At 46.1% G+C, this 14802-nt stretch carries 13 protein-coding genes; 4 read left to right on the top strand and 9 right to left on the bottom strand.

Annotated features, from left to right (window positions below; all coding sequences use genetic code 11):
• The 7 genes from AAV90_RS03625 to AAV90_RS03660 all read right to left on the bottom strand — a co-directional run bounded on the left by AAV90_RS03625 (position 1) and on the right by AAV90_RS03660 (position 7037).
• Positions 1 to 855 (bottom strand): FAD/NAD(P)-binding protein, encoded by an 855-nt coding sequence (locus AAV90_RS03625; protein WP_046495938.1) that lies wholly within the window; start codon positions 853 to 855, stop codon positions 1 to 3.
• Complete coding sequence (locus tag AAV90_RS03630; RefSeq protein WP_046495940.1) at positions 848 to 1864, bottom strand: 4Fe-4S dicluster domain-containing protein; 1017 nt, start codon at positions 1862 to 1864, stop codon at positions 848 to 850. Before AAV90_RS03630 ends, AAV90_RS03625 begins: the two co-directional genes overlap by 8 nt.
• A gap of 12 nt (positions 1865 to 1876) precedes the next feature.
• The gene (locus AAV90_RS03635; RefSeq protein WP_046495942.1) at positions 1877 to 2782 is read right to left on the bottom strand and encodes a 4Fe-4S dicluster domain-containing protein; all 906 of its coding nucleotides are present in this window, start codon (positions 2780 to 2782) and stop codon (positions 1877 to 1879) included.
• Positions 2779 to 3213: a hydrogenase iron-sulfur subunit gene (locus AAV90_RS03640; protein ID WP_157609490.1), complete on the bottom strand. Its 435-nt coding sequence runs from the start codon at positions 3211 to 3213 to the stop codon at positions 2779 to 2781. Before AAV90_RS03640 ends, AAV90_RS03635 begins: the two co-directional genes overlap by 4 nt.
• Positions 3204 to 5195 carry a CoB--CoM heterodisulfide reductase iron-sulfur subunit A family protein gene (locus AAV90_RS03645; protein ID WP_084691465.1) on the bottom strand — a complete coding sequence of 664 codons (1992 nt, stop codon included), beginning with the start codon at positions 5193 to 5195 and terminating at the stop codon, positions 3204 to 3206. Before AAV90_RS03645 ends, AAV90_RS03640 begins: the two co-directional genes overlap by 10 nt.
• A 64-nt stretch (positions 5196 to 5259) precedes the next feature.
• Positions 5260 to 6468, bottom strand: coding sequence for a CoB--CoM heterodisulfide reductase iron-sulfur subunit B family protein (locus tag AAV90_RS03655; protein ID WP_046495948.1), 1209 nt, complete (start codon positions 6466 to 6468; stop codon positions 5260 to 5262).
• Positions 6468 to 7037 carry a 4Fe-4S dicluster domain-containing protein gene (locus AAV90_RS03660; protein WP_046495950.1) on the bottom strand — a complete coding sequence of 190 codons (570 nt, stop codon included), beginning with the start codon at positions 7035 to 7037 and terminating at the stop codon, positions 6468 to 6470. Before AAV90_RS03660 ends, AAV90_RS03655 begins: the two co-directional genes overlap by 1 nt.
• A gap of 789 nt (positions 7038 to 7826) precedes the next feature.
• Here AAV90_RS03660 and AAV90_RS03665 point away from each other — a divergent pair.
• From AAV90_RS03665 to AAV90_RS03680, 4 genes are read left to right on the top strand one after another with little or no spacing between them, the layout of a single operon-like run.
• The gene (locus AAV90_RS03665) at positions 7827 to 8432 is read left to right on the top strand and encodes an FmdE family protein (RefSeq protein ID WP_046495952.1); all 606 of its coding nucleotides are present in this window, start codon (positions 7827 to 7829) and stop codon (positions 8430 to 8432) included.
• Positions 8433 to 8484: 52 nt separating this feature from the next.
• On the top strand, positions 8485 to 9534 hold the full coding sequence (locus AAV90_RS03670; protein WP_046495954.1) for a FecCD family ABC transporter permease: 1050 nt from the start codon (positions 8485 to 8487) through the stop codon (positions 9532 to 9534).
• Positions 9531 to 10283 (top strand): ABC transporter ATP-binding protein, encoded by a 753-nt coding sequence (locus AAV90_RS03675; protein WP_046495956.1) that lies wholly within the window; start codon positions 9531 to 9533, stop codon positions 10281 to 10283. The genes AAV90_RS03670 and AAV90_RS03675 overlap by 4 nt, the downstream gene beginning before the upstream one ends.
• Positions 10284 to 10314: 31 nt before the next feature.
• Positions 10315 to 11418 (top strand): iron ABC transporter substrate-binding protein, encoded by a 1104-nt coding sequence (locus AAV90_RS03680; RefSeq protein ID WP_046495958.1) that lies wholly within the window; start codon positions 10315 to 10317, stop codon positions 11416 to 11418.
• A 273-nt stretch (positions 11419 to 11691) separates the two neighbouring features.
• Here the strand turns inward: AAV90_RS03680 and AAV90_RS03685 are convergent, their stop codons facing one another.
• The gene (locus AAV90_RS03685) at positions 11692 to 12549 is read right to left on the bottom strand and encodes a DegV family protein (protein WP_046495960.1); all 858 of its coding nucleotides are present in this window, start codon (positions 12547 to 12549) and stop codon (positions 11692 to 11694) included.
• Between the two features lie 22 nt (positions 12550 to 12571).
• On the bottom strand, positions 12572 to 14542 hold the full coding sequence (locus AAV90_RS03690) for an NAD(P)/FAD-dependent oxidoreductase (RefSeq protein WP_046495963.1): 1971 nt from the start codon (positions 14540 to 14542) through the stop codon (positions 12572 to 12574).
• Between the last annotated feature and the right edge of the window lie 260 nt (positions 14543 to 14802).

The following is a 14802-nucleotide window of genomic DNA, read 5'->3' on the forward strand; positions in this document are numbered from 1 at the left end:
CTACCACTCCGCGGGCAAATCACGCAGTTGTCTCAAATAATAGACCGGACCGTCCAGGCAGATAAATTCATTGCCGATGTTGCAGCGGCCGCATTTGCCGATGCCACATTTCATACGCATTTCCAAGGTAGTAATAACCTGGTCATCACTATAACCCATTTTTTCCAAAGACTGCAGTACAAATTTAATCATGATGGGGGGTCCGCAAACCACGGCAACGGCGTTGTTGGAACTGGGGTTTAATTCCTCCAGATATGCCGGTACAAAGCCCACATGACCATCCCATTCGGGTTCGGCATTATCAATCGTCACGAAAACTTCAGTGTTGGGTTCCTTTGGCCAGAGATCAAAGAGTTCCTCTTTGAAACAAAGATCCGCCTGGCTGCGGCTGCCGTAAAGGATGGTAATTTTGCCGAAGTCTTCCCGGTTTTTAAAACAATACTTTATAAACGAACGCAAGGGAGCCAGACCGATGCCTCCGGCAATAAAGACCATATCCTTGCCTTTGCATTCGTCCACCGGAAAACCGTTGCCATACGGACCCCTTAAGCCAATCTTCTGCCCTACTTCAATGCGGTGCAATTCATCGGTCATCAGACCCACCCGTTTTATGGCATATTCCTGGTATTCCTGTCCTTCCTGCCAAGTGCAGGAAATCATGGATTCGCCCACCGGCAAAAGAGATACCATGGAACATTGACCGGGAGCTACCTGAAAGGGCAGCCCGCTACCATCAGCATTACGCACAAAAAAACTCTTTATATCCGGGGTACGGTCAATAATATCTATAACTTCCACTATAGTAGGCACCAGAGGCTGTTCATCGCAGGTGCATTTGTGATCCTTATCAGTCATTGACTTCTGCCTCCTTTACTGCATCGATTATTCTCACGATGTTGATATCATTCGGGCAGACGACCATGCATCTTCCGCAGCCGGTACATAATGGGGTGCCGTACCTTTCTTGGAAGAATTCCAGCTTGTGCAGGAAGCGCTGCCGGAAACGCTCCTTGGCAGCTCCCCGGGGGTTGCCTCCGCCAGCCTCTCGCGAATATTCCTCATACATACAGGAATCCCAGGCCCGGAAGCGATAGCCTTCATCACCCCACATTTTTACCTGAATATCAAAACAGTAACAGGAAGGGCAAACATAGGTGCATATACCACAGTTGGAACACGGTTCCGAAATCTTATCCCAGAGGGGATGATCAAACATAGTTTTCAACTTCTCCGCTACTCCAGTGTAATCAACATCTATTTTAAAGGAGCCAAGTTCTGGCAATTTGACATCCTTGTCCTCCAGAAGGTCTGAGATTTGAGCCGTTACCGCTTCGCCTTTTTCGCTTTGAGTCTCCCAAACATACACATCGCCGCTATCACGAATAATTACATCTGCCCCGGCCGGATCGACCGGGTTAACTTCCATGGCATAGCAGAAACAGTTATCTCCCGGCGTATAACAGGCATGGGCAATAATTACATTGTTGCTGCGGCGAGCTTTATAGAAATTATCCTCATAACCGCGAGTCAAAAAAACTTCATCCATAGCCAGTATTCCTTTGACGTCACAGGCCCGCGCACCGAAGATCAAAGTGGGATGGTCGTCCTCATAAACCTGGTCGATATTTATTTCCACGCCCTGGGTCTTGATGCCGTACATTTTTTCAGTTTGGGGCAACACTACTCCCTTAGGGGACTGGTAAACGTTTAAGTTGTCCAGCATCAGTTCGTCCTGTTCATTTTTAAAGCTCTGCCAGCTAAAGAATCCGCTCTGCCCGCCTTTTTGCATAGGAACAAACACCTCTGCGGCTTCGCTTAGTTTATTCAAGGCTGTCTCCAGCCGTTGCTTGCTTAATACCTTCACAGCTCTCACCCCCTATAAAAAATCATCGGGATCTTTTTCATCGTACCTGCTTAAGGCCGGTTTGGCTCCTTCAACATATTGCATACCGGCTTCGTAAGGACCGAAAAGATCGTTTACGTCTTTAATAAGCTTCTGGTTAATGAGCATTAAGGGGATGTTTACCGGGCATACCCGCTCACATTCGCCGCATTCGATACAACGCCCTGCCATATGAGACGCTCGGACGATATGATACATCATATTGTCGGTAACATTTGTCTCCCGCCCCACCCACTGTGGTTTCATTTCATCAAAGATGCAGGTACGGCAATCGCAGGCAACGCACACCTGACGGCAGGCGTAACAGCGGATGCAGGTAGAGAGCACGTCTTCAAAATACTGATAGCGTTCGTCTGCGCTCATATTTTCTATTTCTTTAACCTTGGCGAAACGTTCTCCCTGTAAAAGCGGAGGATTTTCTGGCCCTATCAATTCATCGTAGATAACCGGATTAGGCTGAATACAATCCAGGCATTTCCTGGCGATATCAATAGTTTGCATTTTATTATTAAAGCCAGACTGGTTGCGGGCGGCTGCCAAGGGATCTTTCATACCGGTGCAGGGAACCCCTACTATATACAAGCGCTCCCTTTTAATCTGTAAATCCTCCAGAAGTCTAACGATTCCGCGCGAATCGCAGCCCTTAACAACCAGTCCGATTCTATCCGACCCGTCTCTAAATTTGAGCAGGCTAGTAGAAAGATTATGAATGCAGTATTCATTAAATACTATATTACTTACATCTGCAGCTGAGCGAGCAAAGTAAGGCTTAACCCGGTATTCTTCCCCGGTTTGCTCCCAGGCCAAGAAAACGTCTACCTGATCCTCATTGAATAGCCGGGTCGCAATCTCTTGAATTTTATTTGTAATTTCTTTCATCGCGCATCCCTCAGCTTTCTGTTGGGCCCGATTTTATTAATATCGGCAACCAGCTTTTCCATGGTTTCCTGGAACTTGTTGCCCTCAGCTCCTGATATCCAGGCTAACTGATATCTTTCCGGTTCCATACCCATATATTCCATAAGGTTTTTCATCACCGTCTGACGGCGGCGCTGATAATAATTGCCACTACCATAGTGGCAGTCGCCCGGATGTCAGCCGGAGAGGAGCACTCCGTCAGCCCCACGGTTAAAAGCCCTTAATACCAGCATAGGATCCATGCGCCCGGAACAAGGAGTTCTGATTATCCGAACATCTGCCGGATACTCATAATGATTTAAACCGGCCAGATCAGCGGCTGCATAAGAACACCAGTTACATGCAAATACAATGATCTTAGGTTTAAAGGTCGTCTGTGTATCTATAGACATAATGCGTCCACCTCCGATACTAATTGGTCATTGGTAAAACCTTTAAGATTCAAGGCAGTCGTTCTGCACGCCGGTAGACATGCACCACAGCCCTGACAGAGACTGCTGTTGATTTCTGCTATCTGACGTGTAAAGGGCCCATGGCCGTGACCGCCCCGTTCGTTGATTTCCTGCAAGGAAATTGCTCCATACGGACAGATCGGCACACACAGGCCACAGCCGGAACATTTTGATATATCTACCTCAGATACCATAGCCTCGGTAACCAGCTCATTTTTGGAGAACATCCCGCAGACTTTAACTGCGGCTCCGCTGGCCTGGGCAACTGTATCCGGGATATCCTTCGGTCCTTGGCAGGTACCCGCCAGGTACACCCCGGCAGTAAATGTTTCCACCGGTTGCAATTTGGGATGGGCCTCCTGGAAAAAACCATCTTTATCAACTGAGAAACCAATAGTCTTCGCCAATTGAACCGCTCCGGCCGCAGGAACCATAGCTGTTGCCAATACTACCATATCGGCTTCAACTTCCAGGGCCATTCCCATAAGGGTATCCTCAGTTTTAAGGATCAACTTGTCACCGCGCGGGTAGATCTTGCTGACCCGTCCGCGGATATATTTTGCCCCGGCGTTAAGTGCCCGCTGATAGAATTCCTCGTAATTTTTGCCGGCCGTACGCACATCCATATAAAACACATAGGCTTCGCTGTCCTCGATCTTGGTTTTCACCTGATAGGCATGCTTGGCAGTATACATACAGCAAGCCCGTGAACAGTAGCTCTTGCCCTTGGTGTCATCGCGCGAACCAACACATTTGATAAAGGCAATATGCTTAGGCTCTTTACCGTCTGAGGGTCGCAAAATTTTACCTTGAGTAGGCCCGCCTGCGCTGACCAATCTCTCAAATTCCAAACCACTGATAACATCCGGGTACTTACCGTAGCCATACTCCCCGTAAGCATCCTGCCAGTTAAACGAATCGTAACCTGTAGCCATCACGATGGCTCCAACTTCCTCGGTAACCAACTGATCTACATCATTATAGCGAATAGCACCGGTCGGGCAGACTTTTTCACAGATTCCGCATTTATCTTTAGTCAGCTTGGTACAGTTAAGAGGATCAATGTATGGCTTGCCTGGCACAGCCTGGGGGAACAGCTTGTGGATAGCCGGCCTTAAGCCCATGCCAAAATCAAACTCGTCCTTTATCTTCTTGGTAGGACATTTATCAATACAGGTTCCGCAGCCATTACAAAGATCCCAGTCCACATATTTAGCTTTCTTTTTTATGGTTACATTAAAATTGCCTATATAACCAGTAACTTTAACGACTTCCGCTAGGGTAATCAGTTCAATGTTAGGATGCTGCGCCACAGCAACCATCTTGGGGGTGCCTATTCAGGCGGCGCAGTCCATGGTGGGGAAGGTCTTGTCCAGCTGGGTCATCTTGCCGCCAATGCTGGCTTCCTTCTCCACTAGAATAACCCGGTGACCGGCTTCAGCAATATCAAGTGCAGCCTGCATGCCGGCGATTCCCCCGCCAATAACCATAGCCCTTTTCGTAACCGGAATGGTGGAAATTTTAAGCGGTTGGTTGCGCAGGACTTTAGCTACACCCATCCTGACCAGATCTTCCGCCTTCTTAGTAGCTTCCTGACGATCATGATGCACCCAGGAATTTTGTTCCCGGATATTAACCATCTCAAACATATAACCGTTTATACCGCCGCCTTCTACTGCATTGCGGAAGGTTTTCTCATGCATACGCGGCGAACAGGAAGCAACCACTACCTGCTCCAGGTTTTGTTCCTTTATGGCAGTACGGATCAGTTCCTGACCAGGATCAGAACACATATATTTATAATTGGTGGCATAAACAACGCCCGGTAAGGTTTTCGCGTATTCAGCTACCTGTTGGGTATCAACGGTAGCAGCGATGTTGGTTCCACATTCGCAGACAAATACGCCTACTCGTTTCTTCATCTCTCCCGTCTCCCTTCTTGGTGGAAGTAATGCCTCAGCTAAAATACTATCTATTGCTTAGTATCTAAGCATTGCCCCGCTTATTCAGTTCTGCAGTAACAAAGGCATCTGCTGCCTTTTTGGCTTTTTCCATATCGGAAGCCATCAATTGTGCTAATTTGGCAATTTTTTTGTCATCCAGGACTACCGTCAAGGTTTCAGCCCGAGCCGGATCTTCAATCAACCGAGCGGCCATTTTATCCGGATTTTTGCCAAAAGCAGTTATAAAAGCATCTATCTTTTTCTGTTCGGCTTCTGGCGTAGGCGCGCTTTTCGCCGTGTCACCAGACTTCGCCGTTTTTTCCTTGGCCTTGGCTGCAGCTTCCTGAGCGGCTTTCTCAGCAGCCGCTTTAGCTTCAGCCGCCCGCACTTTTACGGTATCAAGATATCGTCCGGCCTCTACAAAGTGTTTTTCGATCCCTACCATGGAAGGAGCATCGCCGCAGGCAATGGCCAGCAACTCAGTAACGTAATAAACCGGGAGGGCAATTTTTTCCTTAAACTTTTTTTCGACACCCGCCTGGCGCATATCCAAATTTAACATACAAAGTGGACAAGCGGTTACAATGCACTCAGCCCCAGAGTCTTTGGCATCTTTTAATACCTTATATAGCATTTGATTGCCTACATCCGGCCGTGATGTTACCATAGCCGCACCACAGCATTCAGTTTTATGGGACCAGTCAACCGTCTCAGCCCCTAGGGCTTGCATTACCTGATCCATACTTTGAGGATCCTCAGGGTCATCAAAACCGGTGTGCTCTACCGGCCTAACCAAAAGACATCCATAATAACTGGCCGCCTTCATCCCCGTCAGGGGATTGGTCACCTTGGCCTTAATGGCTTCAGTACCTATCATATTGGCTAAAACATCCAGGATGGAAACGGTCTCGCTGGTTCCCTCCAGTTCCATATCCAAGACCTGTTCAAGCTTCTTTTTCATTTCCGGGTCATGCTTTACCACGTGTTCCGCAATGCGGTGGCGGCTGTAACAGGCAGCACAGGGGGCCAGCATATTGTTCAAGCCGGTTTTTTCAGCAATTGCCAGGTTGCGGGCAGGCAGCGCCAGGGAAAGCAGCTTGTCAGTATTATGAGCGGATGTAGCCCCACAGCAGTTCCAGTCCTGAAGTTCCTGCATTTCAAAGCCCAGGATTTTAGCGGTTCTTTCCATCGACATGCCGTATTCTACCGCGCTGCCATCTGCAGAACAACCCGGGTAATAAGCAAATTTCATTACTCTACACCCCCCAATTTTTCTGCTCGTTCGAAGATCTTTTTAACTTCGCTGCGGCCTTTTATAGTCTCGGGAAATACCCCTACTTTTCCGCGTTTCATCATAGGAAAACCCAATTCCATATCTTTAAACAACTGACCGGTGGTTAAATTATATCTCAGCAGCAAACCGGCCTCATAAGTCCTGCCAAAATTCTTAACGTTAGATAAAAAAGCCTTGTTAAAAGCAACTACACGTTTATCAGTTTTCCCTTGCTGCAGTGCCTCTCTGCGCATGGCATCCATTAAGGAGGCAATATCAACCCCACGGGGACATCTGGCCGAACAGGTTTCACAGGAAGCACAAATCCAGATGCTTTCAGAGCTGAGGGCTTGATCCACCATATCAAGCTGCAGCATACGGATGATCTGTCGGGGGGGGTAGTCCATGGCAAAAGCGGCCGGGCATCCCGCCGTACATTTACCGCACTGATAACAAAGCTTAATATCGGTGCCGGCTTCTTTTTCCACTTTGGATATCAAAGCTCTCTGCTTTTCTGTAGCCGGAGTAAGTTTAACAGCCAAATCCACTGTTTTCGCCCCTTTCTTTTATCCTATAAAATTAAAAACGTCTTAATAGACAGTCTTTCCTAGATTTCTAAGCCTTACTCGAATTTTGTCGAAAAATCGTAACTCATCTATAATAATACGAAAATTCAGCCTAAACTTCAATACAGAGAGAAAAATATGCTTAGAAAAATACATTATTCAAATATAATTATCTATTATAGTATATTAGTTGGTAACATAAATGTTAACATTTTGTTAATTATGAGTAACATAAAGCATTTTTTTCATCAATCATACTCATATTTCAAGTACACAACTACCAAGGGGACGGTTTTTTGGCCGGAGATGGTTCTACTATGTTTAATCTTTACCAGCAATTCCCGTTCAAGCAGTGCCGTTAGCTTTTGGATGGGTCAGGGTAGTTCTATGAAGAAAGATACAAAAATCAAAACTAGACACAAAAGAGCCGTCAGGCTGTGTGAAAAATGTTTATAGACCGTATATATATGCAGCTCACCCGGTAGATAGCTTATTTAGATGCATATATTCAATAATGGGTATAACATTACAGCGAAGTGGACTTTTCGTACAGTCTGCCGTCCCCTTGTGTTCTTGTGCTATGGCAGGATTTTGTAGAATTAGTATAGAATAACTATAATAATCGCTGGTAGAAGTCAGCATGCGTAATTAATTTGGTTGCAAAATTTACATGACCATGAAGGTCTTTTCTGTGCTTGCAGAAGGCTTATGGTCATGTTTTTTTGTGCAGGCACAACGATTATTCAACATTATATTCAGGGAGGTATGATAATGAGCGTTAAAAATGACTGGGAAAAGGCAGTTGATTTTCATGGACATTCCTGTGTCGGCCTGGCTATTGGTTTTCGCGCCGGCCAAATAGCACTTGAGCGGCTCAATTCATCGCGGGCACCGGATGAGGAATTAATTGCTATTGTTGAGACTGACAACTGCGCCTTGGATTCTTTGCAGGTACTTTTAGGGTGCTCAATGGGCAAAGGAAACATTTTTTTCCGTGATTATGGAAAAAACGTCTTTACTATTGGCCGTCGGGATACAGGACGGGCAGTTCGCATTGCTGCCAAATCCCTTGACCATATCCTGGATGATGAGTTTGGCCCCTTGAGAACCCGGGTTTTTAACGGTACTGCCAGCGAGCAGGAACTTAACGCCTTCCAAAAACTGATGGCTGAAGAAACCAGGAGAATTTTAACCTTGACTGAAGAGGAACTGTTTACAATCGAAGCTGTTGACCTGGATTTTCCAAGCCAGGCCAGGATTTTTCCCTCGCTTACATGCAGCGTATGTGGTGAACAAGTAATGGAACCGCGCGCACGTATGCGGGACGGTAAACCGGTTTGCATCCCCTGTAGTGATTATTATCCTGCACGTATCTGAGAGTACCAGCAAATATACTTACTCAAACGGTCGCATTAAGAAAGGAAGTGCCATGGTAAACGATTATGCTGGTTATACGGCAAAAAAGAAACTCATTATACTGTTACTATTTGGGACTACGCTGATTATGGGGGTTTACGCAATTTCGACCGGGTCTTCGGGATTAACCATGGGAAAAGTCGTTTCCACTCTGCTGGGACAAGGAGATCCGGCTGCAAAAGCCGTTATCTTAAATATTCGCCTGCCCCGAATCTTAGCGGGTCTCCTGGCAGGGGCCGGCTTATCTGTAGCAGGCTGTGTGATGCAAAACACCCTGCGGAATCCCCTGGCATCACCTTTCACCCTGGGAATATCCCAAGCGGCAGCCTTTGGAGCTGCCCTGGCCATTGTAACCCTAGGCGCAGGCAAGGTACAAAACTCTATCGCCGATGCCGTCCTGATAAACAATCCTTATTTGGTTACTACTTCTGCCTTTGCCTGGGCCATGATCGCTACCTTAGTTATACTTTTACTAGCTAAATTTAGGGGTATTACTCCCGAAGCCATGGTACTGGCCGGGGTGGCTCTCGGTTCCTTGTTCGGAGCAGGCACCACCATTGTGCAGTATTTTGCCCCGGATGTCCAAGTAGCTGCAGTTGTTTTTTGGACTTTCGGCGATTTAGGCAGGGCCTCCTGGAATGAAGTAATAATTATGACGGTAGTAGTCAGTCTGTCTATTGCCTACTTCCTAATGCGGCGTTGGGATTACAATGCCTTAGATAGCGGTGAAGAATCAGCCCTGGGATTAGGAGTCAACGTGGACAGAATACGTCTGGGAGGAATGTTTATTGCTTCTTTGATTACGGCTGTACTCGTATCCTTCCTGGGCATCATAGGTTTTATTGGGCTGGTGGGGCCGCACATGATGCGCAGGATTATCGGCGGTGACCATCGCTATTTGATTCCGGCATCGGTTTTGGCCGGATCACTCCTGCTGCTGATCTCTGACACCCTGGCTCGAACGATTATGGCGCCTGTAGTGCTCCCGGTAGGTGCTATTACTGCCTTTATGGGTGCTCCGCTTTTCCTTTATCTGTTGGCAAGGGGGTATCAAAAAAAATGATTTTAGACATTCAGGGACTTGCATTTAAGTATCCCAGCCGTCCTGTAATCCAAAATATCAGTTTTGAAGTACAAAAAGGTGAATGTTTGGCCATTTTAGGTACGAATGGGGTAGGCAAAACCACCCTGCTAAAATGTATAAACCGTATATTAAAACCCCAACACGGTGTAGTGCTGGTGGAAAAAGAGGAAGTTTTCAAACTTAGCCGTCCTGAGCTGGCCAAACGTATAGGATATGTTTCCCAAAGGCAAGGAAATCCCAGGTATACAGTATTTGATACTGTATTATTGGGCAGGAAGCCGTATATTAAATGGGATATCTCCAGCCGTGATCTGGAAGTTGTCAATCAGGTTTTGGCACTAATGGATCTTACAGATTTCTCTTTAAGATTTTTGGATGAACTTAGTGGCGGAGAATTGCAAAAGGTAATTATTGCCCGAGCACTGGCCCAGGAGGCCGATGTCCTCTTGCTGGATGAACCCACCAGTAATCTGGATTTGAAAAACCAATACGAGGTATTAAGAATTATCAAAGACGTGGTACAAAGCAAACAGATTGCTGCTGTTATTACCATGCACGATATTAACCTGGCCATCCGTTTTGCTGATAAATTCCTCTTCCTTAAGCAAGGGGAGATTTTTACGGCTGGGGGTATGGAGGTTATTACGGCCAGGAATGTGGAAAGCGTTTACTCAATTCCCGTTTGTGTCGAGCATTTCGGGAATGTACCGGTGGTATTGCCACTATAACAAATACTAGATAAAAAGAGGAGGGTTAAATATGAATAAAAAAACGGCAGCTGGCTTCTTAAGCCTATTATTGATATTTGTTTTTTGCCTGGCCGGTTGTAGCCCAAATAAAACTCAAGCCCCTGAATCTAAAACGGTAACCGTAACCGATATGGCGGGGAGACAGGTAGTAATACCTACTCCGGTTAACCAGGCTGTAGCCATAGGCCCTGGTTCTTTAAGGCTGTATTGTTACGTTAACGGAATTGAAAAGATTGTTGGGGTTGAGAATTTTGAAAAAAACAATCCTACCGGCAGACCCTACGCATTGGCCAATCCGGATCTTAAAAACCTGCCTGTTATTGGTACCGGCGGGCCTAATTCCAGTCCCGATGCCGAAAAATTAGTAGAGGTAAAGCCCGGTGTTATTTTCTGTGATAGTTCATTAGATAAGGCCGCGGCCGATTCCCTTCAATCCAAGACCGGGATACCGGTAATCGTATTGAGCTACGGCAGTTTGGGTACATTTGATAATACTATTTTTGATTCCCTTGCAATTATCGGTCAGGTAATGGGAGAAGAGAAGCGGGCCCAGGAAGTCATAGACTATATAAAGAATTGCCAGCAAGATCTACGCGACCGAGTCAAAGATGTTGCTGAGGAAGAAAAACCCACCGTCTATGTAGGGGCTATGGGGATGAAAGGCAGTCACGGAATTCAAAGCACCCAGGCCAAATATCCGCCGTTTGTGCTACTACGGGCTAAAAATGTAGTGGATGAGACCGGCAAAACTGGCTCTGTCAATATTGATCTAGAAAAGCTGATCCAATGGAATCCGGACAAGATATTTATTGATGAAGCTGGATATGATTTGGTTCAGCAAGATTTTAAGAAGAACCCGGTAGTATATAAGAGTTTAACGGCTATTAAAAATGGAGAAGTCTATGGGCAAATGCCTTTTAATTTCTATACCAGCAACATTGATACGGCATTAGCCGATACTTACTATATTGGCAAGATCCTCTACCCAAAACATTTTAAAGATGTAGATCCGGTTAAGAAAGCGGATGAGATATATACTTATCTGGTAGGAAAGCCGATTTATGCAGAGATGGCCAGAGATTTCGGCGGGTTTGGAAAATTAACCCTGGATTGACGTTTTTCGTATTTTGAATCATACCGGTTTATATACGATTATATTAAAAAGAATTCATGATGCTAAACATTTTACGAAGATATTTCATCCGCTTTTAAAAGACACCAGCAAGAAACGCCGCAGCCATTTTAATATAAGGTTGCGGCGTTTCTTTGTCATTTTTTTAAGACTAATCTGTTTTACCAGCCAGAAGAAAACTTATGGCTGTTCTTGAGTTTGTTTAAGCCAGACACGAAAGAACCGTACCCTTGTGTCTTGGTTTTTTTTGTGGCGTTAGTTTTCTGTATAATAGACGAAGCCAACGGTACCCAGGCCGGTATGCAGGCCAATTACCGGTCCGATGGAACAAATGTCAACCGGCAAACCATAGCGTTCCATTAGTAATTTTTTTAGATTCTGGGCCTTTTCAGGAGCATTGATATGATGAATCAGTATTTCCTTTAAGCCATATTTATTACGATCCGCTTCCATCATTTCCAGCATCCGGTTTATTGCGGTTGTCGTTCCCCGGGTCTTTTCCAGTAGATGAGTCATGCCGGTTTTCATATCCACCGTTAATATAGGTCTTATTTTTAATATCGTTCCCAATAAAGCTGAAGCAGTCCCTATCCGGCCTCCCTTTTTTAAATATTCAAGGGTTTCCGGCACAAAATAGAACCTCACCCTATCCCGGACGAATTGAGCCGCTTGTAAAGCCTTGTTTAAGCTGGCACCGACTTTTGCTTCCCGCGCTGCCGCTACAACCTGCATACCTAATGCCATGCAATTAGTATAGGAATCCATGACTTCAATTCTGGCCTTGGGAAATTCCTGCAAAATCTTTTCCTTGGCTTGCATCGCAGTGGCAAAAGTTCCGCTCATGGTTGAAGATATGAAAATGGCCAGCACCTCATCGCCGCGGGACACTATTTCCCGAAACTTTTCCATTATTACCCCTAACGAGGGTTGGGAGGAGGTAGGTATAATACCGGTTTTCTCAATCTTTTTATAGAAATAATCATAATCTACTTCTGTTTCCAAAAAGGATTCATCGGGGAAATTGACACTGAGCGGTATTAAGTCAATTCCCAATTCATTTTGGGTTTCAGGGTCTATATAGGATGTACTATCAGTTATCACTTTAATAGCCATATAGAGCCTCCTTCAGCTTTTTTTAGTTGATTTCCAGACCGGGGAATTGTTCCCGGGACTTTCTTAAACGGTAGGCTACCAGCGCGGCCTCCTCCAGGGATTCCTGAACGCCGCGGGCAGCATAGGCATCACCGATTAGAAAAACAGTTTTCACCTTATCCTGAACGGCCCCATAGAGTTCATGATCCGCCCTGTATCCGCACGAAATTACTATCCGGTCGGCGGTCAGGACTTCTTGCTTTTCTTCTTTGAGACTGTATACCACTACACCATCTTTTAAGATTTCTTCAACGTTGCAGGCCGTTTTAACTTTTACTCCTTTCTTTTTAATGCGTCCCAGCAGATCCAGGCGGTTTATGTTTTCCAGACCGACAGCCAACTGCGGGCTCTGTTCAACGATAGTGACATTATTCTCCTGGTCGGCCAGGTATTCTCCCAACTCGCAACCACTGCTGCCACCGCCGATTATAACTACTTTTTCTCCATTGATTTTTACCTGTCCCGACAAAATATCTTCCAGGGAAGATATATTTGAAGGCAAACCGTTTATTTTCGGCATTACCGGCTTGGCGCCGCTGGCAATAACTAGAGCGTCTGCCTTAAAGTCTGTCAGCATTTCCGGGGTAAACGTTGTGTTAAGATGCACCTTTACTCCCGATAGTTCAACTTCCCGGATCAAATAATTGACCAGTTCAGCCAACCTCTCTTTATGGGGTGGCTGACTGGCGACATTTAATAATCCGCCTAGTTTTGAGCTGCGTTCCATTAAATCAACGCTGGCTCCGGCCCGAGCCAATGATATAGCCGCCTGCATACCGGCTGGTCCGCCGCCTACCACCACTACCCGTAGGCCATCCAAACGATTAAAATCGCGCAGACGCCATTCGCGAGCTGCGAAAGGATTTACTGCACAGCGGATATGAACCCCGGCAAAACTTCGGGCGATGCAGTGGTTACAAGAAATGCAGGGTCTAATTTTATCAGCCTGTCCACGCAATGACTTAACGGCCCAGTGCGGATCAGCCAACATTCCCCGTCCCACCCAAACAAAATCAGTTTTGCCGCTTGCTAGCAATTGATTGGCAAAATCAGGATGACGAATAACCCCCCCTGCCAGAACAGGTATCTTAACACGGGCCTTGACGGCTTCAGCCAGATGGATTCTCCAGCCTTCCTGGAATGAAACCGGTTCTATATTGGTCTGTCCTGATTCATAGATTCCATTGGAAACATTGATCAGGTCAGCCCCGGCTTTCTCAACTAAAGCGGCTATTTCCAGTCCCTCTGCCTGTTCCAAACCGCCCGGTACAAAATCAACGATATTCAGGCGTACACTCAGGGCCAATTGGGGTATTTTTTGCTTAATGGTGCTGATAATCTCCAACAATAGCCTGGCCCGGTTGGCGGTATTGCCCCCGTATTCGTCACTGCGCTGGTTGGTATATGGCGACAGAAACTGACTGAGCAGGTAACCATGCGCGGCATGTAATTCAACTCCGTCAAAACCGGCTTTGTAAGCATAAAAAGCAGCACTTACAAATTTATTTTTAAGCTCGACAATCTCTTCCCGGCTAAGTTCCCGCGGCATAACCCGCATTAATTTACATGCCTGGGCCGAGGGAGCCACCGGTTGTATTCCTTCGGTCACCGGTTCGGAAGTCTGGCGGCCGGCATGATGCAACTGTATCATAGCCCGGCAATCGTGGGCATGGATGGCTTCGGTCAACTCATTTAGCCCAAAGATATAACGAGGATGATCTATGCCCAACTGGGTCAGATTGGCTTTGCCCCCCGGACTGTCCACGCAAGCTAATTCCACAATAATCATCCCGACACCACCCGCGGCTCTTTCCTCATAATAATGAATCATCTGGGGGGTGACTTCTCCGTTTATTGATCCCAGGCCGGTTCCCATAGCAGGCATAACAATACGGTTTTTGGTCTGTATGGGTCCGATTTGACCTGACTGATGCAATGTTGTAGTTGGGGTCATTTTTTATTTCTCCTTAATTTCTTTAAGTTTTATTAATTGAGACTTTTGCATATTAGGTAAGCCCGAAAATATTAGGATTTTATTCATACAGAAAAAGGACTTCACCCCCCATTTTGTCGAATAAATAAGTGACCAAACAAATCATCCGAAGGAGGCGAAGTCACTTATGAATATTCGACAGAGATGCATTTTCTCCTTTGAAGATGCAATGAAAATGCAACCAAAATCCAGGATCGAGAAAATAATTGATACCCTTGATT

Source organism: Syntrophomonas zehnderi OL-4 (genome assembly GCF_000983115.1).
Lineage (GTDB): Bacteria > Bacillota > Syntrophomonadia > Syntrophomonadales > Syntrophomonadaceae > Syntrophomonas_B > Syntrophomonas_B zehnderi.

Excerpts from the sequence above, each read along its gene's own strand:
- AAV90_RS03625 (WP_046495938.1), bottom strand. The coding sequence starts at position 855 with ATGACTGATAAGGATCACAAATGCACCTGCGATGAACAGCCTCTGGTG.
- AAV90_RS03635 (WP_046495942.1), bottom strand. The coding sequence starts at position 2,782 with ATGAAAGAAATTACAAATAAAATTCAAGAGATTGCGACCCGGCTATTC.
- AAV90_RS03655 (WP_046495948.1), bottom strand. The coding sequence starts at position 6,468 with ATGAAATTTGCTTATTACCCGGGTTGTTCTGCAGATGGCAGCGCGGTA.
- AAV90_RS03665 (WP_046495952.1), top strand. The coding sequence starts at position 7,827 with ATGAGCGTTAAAAATGACTGGGAAAAGGCAGTTGATTTTCATGGACAT.
- AAV90_RS03670 (WP_046495954.1), top strand. The coding sequence starts at position 8,485 with ATGGTAAACGATTATGCTGGTTATACGGCAAAAAAGAAACTCATTATA.
- AAV90_RS03675 (WP_046495956.1), top strand. The coding sequence starts at position 9,531 with ATGATTTTAGACATTCAGGGACTTGCATTTAAGTATCCCAGCCGTCCT.
- AAV90_RS03680 (WP_046495958.1), top strand. The coding sequence starts at position 10,315 with ATGAATAAAAAAACGGCAGCTGGCTTCTTAAGCCTATTATTGATATTT.
- AAV90_RS03685 (WP_046495960.1), bottom strand. The coding sequence starts at position 12,549 with ATGGCTATTAAAGTGATAACTGATAGTACATCCTATATAGACCCTGAA.
- AAV90_RS03690 (WP_046495963.1), bottom strand. The coding sequence starts at position 14,542 with ATGACCCCAACTACAACATTGCATCAGTCAGGTCAAATCGGACCCATA.